This window comes from Sphingobium sp. TomTYG74, assembly GCF_055393875.1.
In genome coordinates, this window is sequence record NZ_AP027341.1 from 2,487,983 (window position 1) to 2,501,034 (window position 13,052).

The 13,052-nt window shown below is 64.0% G+C and carries 6 protein-coding genes; 4 read left to right on the forward strand and 2 right to left on the reverse strand.

Annotation, left to right across the window (positions count from 1 at the left end; genetic code table 11):
• Positions 1-72 precede the first annotated feature (72 nt).
• The 4 genes from ACZ5TB_RS12605 to ACZ5TB_RS12620 all read left to right on the forward strand — a co-directional run bounded on the left by ACZ5TB_RS12605 (position 73) and on the right by ACZ5TB_RS12620 (position 6,623).
• Positions 73-888 carry an ImuA family protein gene (locus ACZ5TB_RS12605; RefSeq protein WP_464791459.1) on the forward strand — a complete coding sequence of 272 codons (816 nt, stop codon included), beginning with the start codon at positions 73-75 and terminating at the stop codon, positions 886-888.
• Positions 785-2,380 carry a Y-family DNA polymerase gene (locus ACZ5TB_RS12610; RefSeq protein WP_464792559.1) on the forward strand — a complete coding sequence of 532 codons (1,596 nt, stop codon included), beginning with the start codon at positions 785-787 and terminating at the stop codon, positions 2,378-2,380. Before ACZ5TB_RS12605 ends, ACZ5TB_RS12610 begins: the two co-directional genes overlap by 104 nt.
• Positions 2,377-5,976, forward strand: a complete 3,600-nt coding sequence (locus tag ACZ5TB_RS12615) for an error-prone DNA polymerase (protein ID WP_464791460.1) — start codon at positions 2,377-2,379, stop codon at positions 5,974-5,976. Before ACZ5TB_RS12610 ends, ACZ5TB_RS12615 begins: the two co-directional genes overlap by 4 nt.
• 185 nt (positions 5,977-6,161) lie before the next feature.
• Positions 6,162-6,623: a GFA family protein gene (locus ACZ5TB_RS12620; RefSeq protein WP_464791461.1), complete on the forward strand. Its 462-nt coding sequence runs from the start codon at positions 6,162-6,164 to the stop codon at positions 6,621-6,623.
• Here ACZ5TB_RS12620 and ACZ5TB_RS12625 read toward each other — a convergent pair.
• Both ACZ5TB_RS12625 and ACZ5TB_RS12630 read right to left on the reverse strand, forming a co-directional pair.
• The gene (locus ACZ5TB_RS12625; protein WP_464791462.1) at positions 6,617-10,831 is read right to left on the reverse strand and encodes a translocation/assembly module TamB domain-containing protein; all 4,215 of its coding nucleotides are present in this window, start codon (positions 10,829-10,831) and stop codon (positions 6,617-6,619) included. The genes ACZ5TB_RS12620 and ACZ5TB_RS12625 overlap by 7 nt on opposite strands.
• Positions 10,831-12,933: an autotransporter assembly complex protein TamA gene (locus tag ACZ5TB_RS12630; RefSeq protein WP_464791463.1), complete on the reverse strand. Its 2,103-nt coding sequence runs from the start codon at positions 12,931-12,933 to the stop codon at positions 10,831-10,833. Before ACZ5TB_RS12630 ends, ACZ5TB_RS12625 begins: the two co-directional genes overlap by 1 nt.
• Positions 12,934-13,052 lie beyond the last annotated feature (119 nt).

Genomic DNA, 13,052 nt, shown 5'->3' on the forward strand with positions numbered 1-13,052 from the left:
TTTTTCTGATGGCAGCCAAGTTGATTGACAGGGGATGCGCTATCGCTGAAAAGAACATATAGAGAACATGCTATGGTGGATTCGGTGAACAGGCTTGCAGCCCTCAGGCGGCACATTGCATCACTGGAAGGGTTTCCGGCCGTCAAAGCAGATGCGCGTATCACGACCGGACATGCGGCTTTTGATCAGGCATTGCAGGGTGGCCTTGCCAGGGGTCGGGTACATGAATTTTTCGGGAATGCTGAAGATGAGGGGGCCACCGCCGGTCTTTCCCTGATCCTTGCCCATCTTGCAGCGCGTGAGGCCCCTTTGTTCTGGCTGCGCCTTCCAAATGGAACGGCGGGACAACCTTATGGCCCGGGGCTCGCCGCGCTTGGAATAGATCCAGCCCATTTGCTGATCGGTGTCATGAAGGATGAGGCGCTGCTGCTGCGCGCGGCGGTCGATGCGTTGCGGTGTCCGGCGCTGGGCGCGCTGGTCATCGAACTGCGCGGGCGCGCGCCGCTGCTGGACCTGACTGCCAGCCGCCGTCTGGCGCTGGCGGCGGAGACGTCGGGGGTTACGGCTTTCGTGCTGCGGATCGGCGGTGATCCGGTGCCGAGCGCGGCGGAGACGCGGTGGCGGGTGGAGGCTGCGCCATCCGTGCCGTTGCCGGGCAATGCGCCGGGCATGAGCGCTTTTTCGCTCCACCTGTTGCGCCGCCGATCGGGGCCGGACGGCATGACGTGGCGGATGGTGTGGAATGCGAAGCGGGGAGATTTTGGAGAAGAGTGCGATGAACGCCATGAGCATGGATGGGCAAGCGGAGGACGCGCTGACGAGGCGGCGCTACCTGGCGCTGTGGTTCCCCTTCCTGGCGGTCGATCGGTTGCGCATCGCGCGGCCTGATCTGTGGCAGGCGCAGGCCGGTTCCGGGCCGGTCGCCATCGTGGAGTCCCTGCGCGGGGCCATGCGCCTTGTCACGCCGGATGCCGACGCGCTGGCGCTGGGCCTTAGCGCAGGCATGACGCTGGCCGATGCGCGGGCGCAAGAGCCCGATCTGGTCAGCTTCGAGGCCGATCATCATGCCGATCAGGACTGGCTGGAACGGCTATGCGATGGCTGCGCGCGCTATACGCCTGCAGCCGCGATCGATCCGCCGCATGGGTTGATGCTGGACATCACCGGCTGCGCGCATTTGTGGGGCGGGGAGGAGGCGCTGGCGCGCGAGGCGGTGGAGCGGTTTGAGCGGCACGGCATGGAGGTGCGTTATGCGATAGCAGGCACGCCGGAGGGCGCGCATGCGCTGTGCCGCTTTTCCGCAGGGCCAGCGCCCGATGAGGAGGCTGCCTTGCGCCGCCTGCCGGTCGAGGCACTGGAACTGGAGCAGGACAGCGGGGTGGCGTTGCGGCGGGCGGGGTTGCGCACCATCGGCGATCTTGCTGCGCGTCCTGCCGCGACGCTGGCTGCGCGTTTTGGCGAGGATGCGGTGGACGCGCTGCACCGCCTGCTGGGTCTGGGCCATCGGCCACTTGCGCCACGCCGTCCGCGTCCTGTCCTGCGGATCGAACGCCGCTTCGCAGAGCCTGTGGGCAGCACCGCCTATGCCTTGCAGCGGGTGGAGGAGATGGCCGCCGAAGCGGGTGAGCGACTGACCGAGCGGGGCGAGGGCGGGCGGCGGTTCGAATTGCTGTTCTTCCGCACAGATGGCCTAGCCTTTCCGCTGCGGGTGGAAACCGGCCTGCCGGTGCGCGATGCGCCCGCGATCATGCGGCTGGTGCAAGAGCGGATCGACAGCCTGTCCGATCCGGTCGATCCCGGCTTCGGCTTCGACATGCTGCGCCTTACCGTGCCACAGACCGAGCCGATGGCGGCTACTCAGCTGGCGCTGGAAGGGGGAGAGGCGCGGCGCGAGGAAGCGGTCGCGGCGCTGATCGATCAGCTGTCCGTCCGGGCCGGTCGTAATCGCATCCAGCGGTTGGAACCGCGCGACAGCCATATTCCCGAACAGGCGCAGCTTGCGCTGCCTGCGATCGAAAGCCGCGCGCCGTCCAGCTGGCCGCGTCAGGGAGAGCCCGGCGATCCGCCGATGCGCCCCATCCACCTGTTCGACCCGCCCCAGCCAATCGAGGTGGTGGCGGAGGTGCCAGACGGTCCGCCGCATCATTTCCGCTGGCGGCGCAGCGCCCATGAAGTGACCCGCTATGAAGGGCCGGAGCGGATCGCGCCCGAATGGTGGAAGGCGAAGGACGGCGCACTGGCGGGCGAAGGTGCGGGCATGACGCGCGACTATTACCGGATCGAGGATGCGCGCGGCCGCCGCTACTGGATATTCCGCCACGGCCTTTACGGCACGGAGGCGCGGCATCCGGGCTGGTACATCCATGGCCTGTTCGCATGAAACGCGGCAAGGGACCTGATCCGTCCAAGCCTAAATCCCCTGACCGGCGGGAGTTGGACATGATTGAGGGAAGGGAGAAGGACGGGAGGAAGCCTGCAATACCGCCGTCCTTAAGGGAAGGGCCTGCCTTCGCCGAGTTGGGCGCCATGTCCAATTACAGCTTCCTGCACGGCGCTTCCCATCCTTCCGATCTTGTCGGCCGGGCGATTGAACTGGGGCTTCGCGCCATCGGTATTGCTGACAGGAACAGCGTGGCTGGCGTGGTGCGCGCCTATGTCGCGCTGCGCGATGCGCCGGACAAGGCGCGTGCGGAGATGATCAAAGCGAAGAAGGAAAGAGGTGAAACAGTTGAACTGACTGCCGAGGAAGAGGCGGCCTGTCACACCGATCTGCGTCTGGTGGTGGGCGCCCGCCTGGTCTTTGTCGATGGCACGCCTGACATTCTGGCCTATCCCAGAAGCCGCCTTGGCTGGGGACGGCTCACCCGTCTGTTGACCAAGGGCAATATGGAGGCGGTGAAGGGAGACTGCATTCTTACCTTCAGGGATTTGCTTAGCCATCTTGACGATCTTCTGCTGATCGTCCTGCCGCTTTCCACGGCCCGGCCACAAGAGGCGCACAAGGCTCCCCCGGCCTATCCGTCGGGGGATGAGGCGGTGTCCATCTCTCACCTGAAACTGGTGCCGCCCGCGTCTCCGTCCACATGGCAGGATGCATTGCGCCGGTTGCATGACAAAGCGCCGGGATGTGTGTGGCTGGGCCTGACACGGCGTTATAATGGGCGTGACCGTCGGCATGCGATTGCTATTCAGAGGATCGCCCGAGAGGTCGGCGTGCCGGTTATTGCGACCAATGATGTGCTGTATGCCGAAGCATCATCCCGATCATTGCAGGATGTGCTAAGCTGCATTCGTGATGGCGTGACGTTGAAGCAGGCAGGACAGCGGCTGGAAGCGCATGCTGAGCGTCATATCAAATCTCCCCTCGAAATGGCCCGGCTCTATGCCGACTGCCCGCAAGCGCTGGCTGAAACGATCCGGTTCGTCGATCAGATCGACTTCCTCCTCACCGACCTAAAATATGAATATCCTCATGAGCCGGTGCCGCCCGGTTGGTCACCCGATGGTTGGCTGGAAGATTTGGTGCGTAAAGCGGCGGTGAAACGCTACGGCCACCCATTGGCTCTGAAAGTGGAAAAGCTGATCGATGAGGAGCTTCATCTCATTCGCAGGCAAAATTATGCCTATTATTTTTTGACGGTTCACGACCTTGTTTGTTTCGCACGGTCCCAGAAGCCTCCCATTCTCTGCCAAGGGCGGGGGTCTGCCGCCAATTCCATCGTCTGCTTCCTGCTGAGCGTGACTTCCGTCGATCCTATGAAGCACGACCTGCTTTTTTCCCGTTTCGTGTCGGAAGAGCGCAACGAACCGCCCGACATCGACGTCGATTTCGAACATGAGCGGCGTGAGGAGGTGATGCAATATATCTACCGTCGCTATGGGCGCGAACGAGCGGGGATCGCCGCGACTGTCATCCATTACCGGTCCCGCAGCGCGCTGCGCGAAGTGACGAAGGTGCTGGGCCTGAGCGAAGATATCGCGGCGCGCCTGTCGAGTACCGTCTGGGGTAGCTACTCAAGCGACCTGGGCGATGGGCGCTTCATTGACGCGGGCTTTTCTCTCGACAATGCGGAGATACTGCGGTTGCGATCGCTGGTTCAGCAGCTGATCCGAGCGCCTTTCGCCCGGCATCTGTCCCAGCATGTCGGCGGCTTTGTGCTGACCCAGAACCGGCTGGATGAAACGGTGCCCATCCATAATGCCGCGATGCCTGATCGTAGCTTCATCGAATGGGATAAGGACGACATCGATGCGCTGGGCCTGATGAAGGTCGATGTGCTCGCGCTCGGCATGTTGAGCTGCATCCGCAGGGCTTATGAATTGATGCGGCGTTATGGTCTGGGCGATCATGACCTGACCGTCGATCTCGATTCCGAAGACCCTGCTGTTTACGCCATGCTGCAAAAGGGCGACAGCATTGGCGTGTTTCAGGTGGAAAGCCGGGCGCAGATCAACATGCTGCCGCGCTTGAAACCAAAGAACCTTTACGACCTGACGGTGCAGGTTGCGATCGTCCGTCCTGGGCCGATCGAAGGCGACATGGTGCATCCCTATTTGCGGCGGCGGGCAGGGATCGAAAAGCCGGAATTTCCTTCACCTAGTCCGCCCCACAATCCCAATGAGTTGCGGGAGTTGCTGAAGGATACCTACGGCGTCCCCCTGTTCCAGGAACAGGCGATGAAGCTCGCCATTGTCGCGGCGGAATTTACGCCTTCGGAAGCCAATCAACTGCGGCGGTCGATGGCGACTTTCCGGCAAGTGGGCGGCATGGACAAGTTCAAGGAGAAGATGATCGGCGGCATGGTGCGGCGGGGGTATGAACGCGATTTCGCCGAGCGGTGCTATAGCCAGATCGAGGGGTTCGGCAGCTATGGCTTTCCTGAAAGCCACGCTTTGTCCTTTGCGCGGCTGGTCTATGTGTCGGCCTGGATCAAGTGCCACCAGCCTGCCGTCTTTGCCTGTGCGCTGCTGAATTCTCAGCCGATGGGGTTCTATGCGCCCGCGCAGATCTTGCGGGATGCGCGGGAGCATGGCGTTGCTGTGCATGATGTGGATTTGAATATGAGCGGGTGGGACAATGCGCTCGAACCGCTGCTGCGGTCGCGGAACAGGCGGCGGGGCGAAGGGGAGGGACGGGCGTTGGCGCTGCGGCTGGGCTTTCGCCAGATTGATGGTTTTCGCGAGGCTTGGGCTGCGCAGATTGTCGAGGCGCGGAACGGAGGGCTGTTCACCAGCCTGGAGGATCTGGCGCGGCGGGCTGGATTGCCTGCGCGGGCGCTGCGCTTGTTGGCGGATGCCGACGCTTGCCGGTCGCTGGGACAGGACCGGCGAGAGGCATTGTGGGAAGCGCGGCGGACGCCGTCCAATGAATTGCCGCTGTTCGCTGCTGCTCGGAAGCGGGACCAGAAGGCGGCGGGAGAATTGGGGCAGGAGCCGGATGCGATGCTGCCCACCATGCCGCTCGCCGAACAGGTCGCGGCTGATTACCAGATGACGCGCCTGTCGCTCAAAGGGCATCCGATGCAGTTCCTGCGGCCCGTCTTTGCCGCTGAGGGGGTGTTGAGCTGCGCGCAGACATCGGCTGCGAAAAACGGGACGAAGGTGCGGACGGCGGGTGTGGTGCTGGTGCGGCAGCGGCCGGGCAAGGGCAATGCCGTCTTCATCACGATTGAGGATGAGACGGGGATTACCAACATCCTGCTGTGGGCGCGGCTGTTCGAAATGCAGCGGCGGCCGGTGATGGCGTCGCGGCTGATGCTGGTTGAAGGCGAGGTGCAGCGGAGCAAGGAAGGTGTCGTCCACCTGATGGCGAGCCGGGTGCATGATCGTACGGCTGAATTGTCGCGCCTGTCGGATACGCATAAGCCGCAGATCACCTTGTCGCGGGCGGATGAGTTTGTGCATCCTCAGCATCCGCGCACGTCCAGTCATCCGCGTAATGTGCGGATATTGCCGAGGTCTCGGGACTTTCATTGAAGGATTGGAAAATCCTCCCTGCGCAGAGCGTGGGGAGGGGGACCGCCGCGCAGCGGTGGTGGAGGGGGAACTGGCACGACCTGCGGCGCCCTGCGGGCGCTCCCCTCCACCAGCCTGCGGCTGGTCCCCCTCCCCATCTGTCGATGGGGAGGATAAACTTTCATCCCGAACCCAAGGAGAATCCCATGTCCATTCCCGATCTCCCCATCGAAGGCGGTTGCCGGTGCGGGCGTGTGCGTTTTCGGTTGAGCGAGGCGCCTTGGAGTGAGGCGGCTTGTCATTGTACCGGCTGCCAGAAGATGACGGGCAGCGCCTTTTCCACCACGATCATCATGCCTTCGGGCGGCTTTGAACTGATTGCGGGCGACACGGTAATGGGCGGGCTGCACGGCGAGGATGTGCGCCATCATCATTGCGACTGGTGCAAGAGCTGGGTCTTTACCAAGCCTGCCGCCGACATGGGCTTCGTCAATGTGCGGGCAACGATGCTGGACGATGCCAGCTGGTTCGCGCCGTGGATGGAGACGCAGACGGCGGAAAAGCTGCCTTGGGCGCAGACAGGCGCGGTGGTCAGCTTCGAACGCTTCCCCGCTATGGATGAATATGAAGGGCTGATCGCCCGCTATCGCGCCGAGCGGCTTCAATAATCCTTTGAATAGCGCAGGTTTGCCGATGATCCGGCGTTGGTGCCCGTCTTCGACAGCAGGCTGAGCGTCTTGGACAGGGAGATTTCCAGCTGGGTGGCGGTGAAGCCCTTAGGATCGGTGATTACCTCCACATAGATATTGTTGGAGATGTGCTGACCCACTGCCAGCGATGCGCCGCGCCCGGTTTCCTTGTCGCCGCTGACGACGCCGATGCGATCGACGCCGGACGCATTCTGCAACTTGCCCATCGGATTGAGCCCGCCGCCACCGCCGCGCAGGCCGTTGAGCGCAGCGGCAAGCTGGATCGCCTGGGTGGCGGACAGGTTCGCGACATTGTCGCCGAACAGGATGCGGGCCAATATCTCGTCCTGCGGCAGGGTGGGCGTCGAGATGAAGCTGATGTCCGGCTTCTGCGCCGTGCCGCCGACCGCGATGCCAGCCGTTACCGTGTTGATGCGGGTTTCGGCGCGGATCGCCAGCACCGGGTTCATCATCGGTCCATTGAAGGTGATGATCCCCTGTTCAAGGTCGAACTGATGGCCCGAGAAGCTGTAGCGGCCGCGTATCACCTCGATCTTGCCGACGACGCGCGGGGCCTTTGTGGTGCCGGTGACGCGCATGTTGGTCTTCCATTCGGAATCGAGGCCCATGCCGGTCAGGTAGATCTCATTATCGGCGCGCACCCGGATGTCGAGCTTCCAGTCGGCGGGTTTGGCCGCTGCTTGCCGGGACGCGATGCGCTGGTCCAGCAGGTCGGTGCCTTCGCCCTTGCGCCGGACGCCTTGGAGCTGCCGGATGTCGGCGCCACCCTGCCACGCGATGCGATAGCGGGTTTCGGGGAGCCACAGGTCGCCCTTGATCAGACCGCCATTGGCCGTGCTGTTCGTGACGTTGATCGTGCCGGTCACGACGCTGGTGATGGCTTCGCTGCGGGCGATGCGGGCGCGGTCCAGCTTGACGGCGATGTTCATCGGGTAGCCGCTTTCAGCCGCGAGCCCGACGGAGCCGTTGGCCTGCACCGTGCCGTCGCCAGCCCGGCCGGAAAAGTCGCGTATCTCGAGCCGGTCATTGGTAAAGCGGCCATCGAGGCGCATTTGCGTCAGGCGCGTGCCGAATGTCTCATTTTCATAGGTCAGCGCATTGGCGCGGACGAGGCCGTTGAGGCGCAGGGCGGTCAAGCGACCGCTGAAGTCCGCCGCTACCGCTATGGGGCCGGTCAGTTGCTGATCGGCAAGCCCGGCGAAGGAGAAGAGCACATCGGCAGGCCCGGCATAGCGGATGCCGCCGCCCAGCGGGGCGTTCTGAAGCTGCTCTGTCCAGCTCGCGCCGGGACCCGGAGGCGCGAGGGTGGCAGTGAAGCGGCCGAGCGACGCATTACTGCGCCGGATGAGCCCGCGCAGGTCGCCGCCACGGGCCGAGAGACGGCCTTCGACTGCCATCGAGACCGGATCGGACACGGCGGACAGGCTGGAGCGGCGGAAATCGTTGATCGCTAAGCGGGTCGTGGCGGCGGGGAAGGCGTTGCCACTCTGGTTGAAATCGATCGCGCCGGTCGCCTTGCCACTGATGCCGAGGCCGGGGCTGGCGATGTTCATGATGGCGAGATCGAAATCCTTGAATCGCGCCTGGAGGGCTGTCTGACCCCCGAAGCGCCCGGCGAGATCGACCCGTCCTTGAGGCAGGACGAGGGTTGCTGGTTCAAGCCGGTAGCCCTGCGGTTCGATGCGGATAATCGCGGGCTGGGCGAAGCGGAAGGGGATGTTGCTCGCCTTGCCTTCGAGCGCCACGGCGTAGAGGTTGGGGCGAAGCGCTGCATTGACGGCGATGGAGAAGGGTACGCCGGTCGAGCCGTCCGCGACTAACTGCGCGCGTCCACGACCGCCCTGATAATTGATCCGGGCGCGAGTCTTGCGCACGACATAGTCGCCATAGGCGGCGTTCGCCATCTGGACGTCGGCGGTGATGCGGGGCTGGTCGGTGAGTAAGATGTCCGCCGTCGCGATCGCTCGGCCGATCACCACATCGGCTTCGCCCGGCAGCCGGGCGTTGCTCGCTGCGGCGTTCACTGTGATGCCTTGCGCCTTGCCTACTGCGGCAAGCCGCGCGGCGCCGGTGATGCCGGACCCGTTCATGGCGAGCTGTCCGGCGAAAGGCCCGGCGGCGGTCTGCTGGAGACGGCCGTTCATGTCTACGCCCGCGAAACGCGCGCGTGTGATGTCGATGGTGAGTGGACCCTTGGCCGTGCGGATCAGCACATTGGCGAAGAAGGGGCCATAGGCGGAACCACCGGTCGCCTCCAGCCGGTAGCCGCCCGCCTCGCCATTCAGCTTTGCGACGACATCGGACAGCTGCACCCCGACATTGGGGCGTGCGGCGCGCAGGACTGCTTGGGGCCGCTCCATTGTTCCGCGAACGCTGAGCGCCAGCGGGCCATATTGGTTTGACGTGGCGGAGGCGTCGAAGGTGACCGCGCCATTAGCGTCGTAGCTGCCTGATCCGGAATGGATGCGGAAATTGGGTGCCGCGCCCTTGAGGTCGGCAAGGGTGAACTTGCCCTCCGGCGTCATGCCGATGCGGCCTGAAGCGACGGCATTGCCGCCAAGGAAGTCGCGCACGGAGGTGTTTTCCCAGCGGGCCGTGCGGACGCCGAACTTGCCTGCGAGGCCCCAGCCGCCCTTGGGGCCGGGCACCAGCTTCACATCGGTGTTGAGGTTGACGATGCCGACGCCGTCGATCTTGTAATCATTCACTCGCCCTTTGAGCGCGCCCCGGTAGATGGCCTTGTCGAGGTCGGCGAGGACAATGGCGGTGGCATCCACACGGTCGCTGTCGATCTTGAGGTTGTCGCTGATCAGCTTGCCCGATGAATAGGCGAAGTCGCCCTTGACCCGCAGGTTTTGAAGGAGCCCGCCCGCTGCGGCGTTAAGGCCGGTGACCCGCCGCGCGGTTGCATTGACGGGGATGCGGATGCGGTCGGCGTTGATCACTGCCCGACCGCTGGCCTTAAGGCCCTCGATGCCGGCCTGGTCGAAGGCGAGCATCGCGGCGCTCAGATCATAATCGATGAAGGGCGTCGCCATCGGGCCATCGAGGATGATCGAAGCGCGCACATCCTTGCCGCGCACCTTTTCCATGATCGCGCCGGGCGTCAGCAGCGCGGCGTCGATCTTGAGGCCGCTGAACTGGCTTTTGCCGAGGTCGATGAGGCCCTGCGCTGTTGCGGCGAGCGCGGTGGAGCGCAGCGTGCCCTTCAGGTTCACGCGCCGCTCGTTAAGCCCGGCGAAGAGATCGACATCAAGGGCGGGCGCGGTCAGCCGGTCGACGGTTCCGGCAAAGATGATGCCCGGGCGCACCGGACCCTTGGCCGTGAAGTTGCCGTCGCGTGCGGCAAGGGCGATGTTCGCAAGCTCGCCTTTGGGCGAGTTGGCGATGATCCGGCCATTCCATGCCTGCCAAGTGCCCCGCCCGTCGAGCGTTGCGGTCAGGCCATCGGTAAGGCCGCTCATCTTTGCGATCACGCCGCCCTTGGGCGCGGTCAGCGTGCCTTTCATGGCGAGGCGATTCTGGCTAGGCACGGCATCGAGCCAAGCCTGAAGCCGGTCGCCGCTATCGACGACGGCGTTGGCGCTAAGCTGCGCGCGGCCGTCGGCGATGTGGGTGACGCCATCGATGGCTATTTCGCGCTTTTGGCCGATCACCGGCTTGGCCAGCACGAACTTGGCGATCTTCAGCCGATCGACGTCGATGTCGAGATCGGGGAGGATCGGCGCGTTGGGGTCGCTTTTCGTGACGTTAAATTGTGGACTACGCGCAAGCACCACCAGCGGGCTTTCCAGCAGCCGCACAGAGATATGGTTGTTGAGGTAGCGGAAGGGGCTCCACACGACATGGACGCGTGGGGACGCCGCGAACGGGCCTTTGGGGTCGCGCAGGACAAGGTCATGGATGACCATGTCACTATAGATCGACCCTTCGATCCGCCCGACCTCGATCGCCATGCCGGATTCCAGCTTCAGCGCCGCGATCTGGCGTATCAGGAATTTCTTGCCCGGCTGGGTGTTCAGGGAAAGCAGTAATCCGGCGGCAAGCACGACCAGGCCGAGGATCAAGGCCGCAACGCCCAGCACGATCTTTTGCCAGAGCGGCCGTCCTTCCCGGATAACGATGGTCCGGCTTTCGGGAGCGGGTGGAGGCGCGTCTTCGGCCATCAGAAAGCCTGCCCAATGCCGATATAGAGGGTGAATTTGGACTCACCCGGCTGCCGGTTGATCGGCATGGCTATGTCCGCGCGGAAGGGACCGAAGTTGGTATAGAAACGTCCGCCCAAGCCTACGCCGTAGCGGATGTCGGAGAATTTCGGGATGGCGCTTTCATAGACCTGACCCGCATCGACAAAGGCGACGACGCCGTAATTGCCGAAGCGGTAGCGGCCCTCCACGGCGAATTCGTTGACGGACCGGCCGCCGATCGGGTCGTCATTGACATCCTTTGGTCCCAATTCCTGATAGCCAAAGCCGCGCACCGACCCGCCGCCGCCTGCATAGACGCGGCGCGATGGCGCGATCTGGTCACGGGCTGCACCGCTGATCGTGCCAAGCCGCGTCCGAGCCGCGATCACCAGCGCATCGGAAACGGGATAATAGCCGCTGAGATCAAAGGTCCCGCGCACATAGGGTGACAGATTGCCCTGTAGCGATGCTTCGGGCGACAGGCGCAGATTGGCGCGGAAGCCCTTGGTCGGATTGAGCAGGTCGTTCGACCGATCATAGCCAAGTTGCACCGGCAACGCGCCGATGAAATAAGTCAGCCGCCGCTTTTCCGCCGTTGCCGGGTCGATCGTCGTCTGCTCGTTCGACAGCAGGATTTCCGCGCCATAGGTATAGGTCCAGCGCTTCTGGAAGATCGGCGTCGATTGCCGCGACCAGCTGACGTTGAGTCCCGCCGTGAAGGCTTCATAGGCATCATAATTCTGATGGTTGAGCAGGGCGCCAGCCTGGAAGGTCTTGTCCCGCTTGCCTGCGTTGGAGCGGCGGAATGTGCCGGAAACGCCCTGTTCCTGCGTACCCGCAATGACCCTCGCAATCACCGCGCCTTCAGGTGGGAAGAGGTTCCGGTGCGTCCATGTGCCCTCGGCCCGGAAACCCTGTCCCGTGCCATAGCCAAGCTCGCCAGCCAAGGTGCGCGGCGGTCCTGCTTCCTGATCGACGTGCAGGTCGACATATTCGGTGCCATCGGGGCCGGGCTCGTTCGTGCGCACCGGGTCGACCGCGACGCTGGAGAAGAGGCCCGTCGCGACAAGGGCGCGGCGCAGGTCATCGACCTTGCGGCTGTCGTAAAGCTCGCCGGGCTTGAAGCGGCTGATGACCTTCATATGATCAGCGCCAAAGGCTTGCTTGCGGCCGGAGGTGGTGATCCCCCGGAACGACCCGCGTGGGCCGACATCGACGGGCAGCGTATAGTCGCCCGTGATGGTCGCCGGATCGAGCAATATGTCCCGTTCCCCAACCTTGGCGAAGGGATAGCCATTTTCGGGCAACTTCACCCCGACATTGGCCTCCGCGCTTTCCACATCGGCGGCCACGATATAGTCGCCGGTCTTGAGCGGCAGGCTGTCGCGAACGAGGCCGGGCGGCACGGTTGGCCCCGCGTTGATGACGATCTCGCCGATCTTGTACCGCTTGCCCGGCGTGACGGAGAGCACCGCCTTCAGCGTGCCATCGCCCGTCTGGTCGAGTGAGGCGAGGGCGGTCGCGTCATAATAGCCTTCCGAATAGAGCAGCCGCACGGCGAGCGCTTCATCCTCATGCGCGCGCGCCTGCACCATGGCGGCGGTTTCGGCGCGTCCCTTGCCATCGACCAGCGCTGACTCGCCCCGGAACTCATCTTCAAGTCCGGTCTTGCCGAAGCCTTCGATTTCGACCGCATAGCGGATCTCGGGCGTCTTTTCGTGCGGGCTGTCGCTTGCCACCTCAGTCGGCACGGTTACGCTGTCGAGCGGCGCCAAGGGCTGCACCAGTTCCGCTTCCGCCGCTGGTTCGGTGGCGGGCGGTAGTTCGGCGGGCGCACTGGCCTGCGGCATTTGCTGATCGATCCAGCTGTCTATCGACGGTAGCGGATCGGAAGGGTTGGCGGGATCACTCTCGCCAGCCTTGGGCAATCGCGCTTCAAATTCCTCGTCGGGCAGGATTGGCGGCTCCTGCCCGGCAGCAACCGTGCCAGCAGATGTCTGGGCTTGCAGCGGCAAGGGTGACGCAGCGATCATCAGAACGCCCAAGGCACGCCGGGCGCGTTTCGCCTGCCTGAAACCCATGTAAATACAGCTGCCCCTTTCCGTCCGCCGTGCACGCGGGGAAGACGAATACGCGCAAGGGCTTGTTTCGGTTCCGCCGTCGGCCGCGAACCGCTTCCCTCGGGCGTCGGCCCGGTTTA

Bases quoted from the DNA above. Each gene is read 5' to 3' on its own strand.
- ACZ5TB_RS12605 (WP_464791459.1), top strand. From the start codon at position 73: ATGGTGGATTCGGTGAACAGGCTTGCAGCCCTCAGGCGGCACATTGCA.
- ACZ5TB_RS12610 (WP_464792559.1), top strand. From the start codon at position 785: ATGAGCATGGATGGGCAAGCGGAGGACGCGCTGACGAGGCGGCGCTAC.
- ACZ5TB_RS12615 (WP_464791460.1), top strand. From the start codon at position 2,377: ATGAAACGCGGCAAGGGACCTGATCCGTCCAAGCCTAAATCCCCTGAC.
- ACZ5TB_RS12620 (WP_464791461.1), top strand. From the start codon at position 6,162: ATGTCCATTCCCGATCTCCCCATCGAAGGCGGTTGCCGGTGCGGGCGT.
- ACZ5TB_RS12625 (WP_464791462.1), bottom strand. From the start codon at position 10,831: ATGGCCGAAGACGCGCCTCCACCCGCTCCCGAAAGCCGGACCATCGTT.
- ACZ5TB_RS12630 (WP_464791463.1), bottom strand. From the start codon at position 12,933: ATGGGTTTCAGGCAGGCGAAACGCGCCCGGCGTGCCTTGGGCGTTCTG.